At 72.1% G+C, this 229-nt stretch carries 1 pseudogene; it reads right to left on the reverse strand.

The window, feature by feature from the left end:
* A pseudogene (locus tag BN358_RS26065) lies at nt 1-229 on the reverse strand (carbohydrate kinase family protein); the annotation flags it as partial.

Here is a 229-nt window from a genome sequence, read left to right on the forward strand (position 1 = left end):
ATCAGGGACGGGTAACCGAAGTGCAGCAGGTCGACCCCGGCCAGGTCCACCCGGGCGAGGTCGAGCAGGGCATTGGTGCCGGGGTGGTGCCAGAAGGTGCGGTCGGTGCCCGGCGGCTCGACCACGATCGTGTACGCCGTGCCCGCGTCCACCACCTCCGGGTGGAACGTGAACCCCGGCACGCGGGCGAGGTGGCCGCGCACGATGGCGCCGAAGTCGTCGCGACCGA

It is taken from the genome of Sedimentibacter sp. B4, from assembly GCF_000309315.1.
GTDB lineage: Bacteria > Bacillota > Clostridia > Tissierellales > Sedimentibacteraceae > Sedimentibacter > Sedimentibacter saalensis.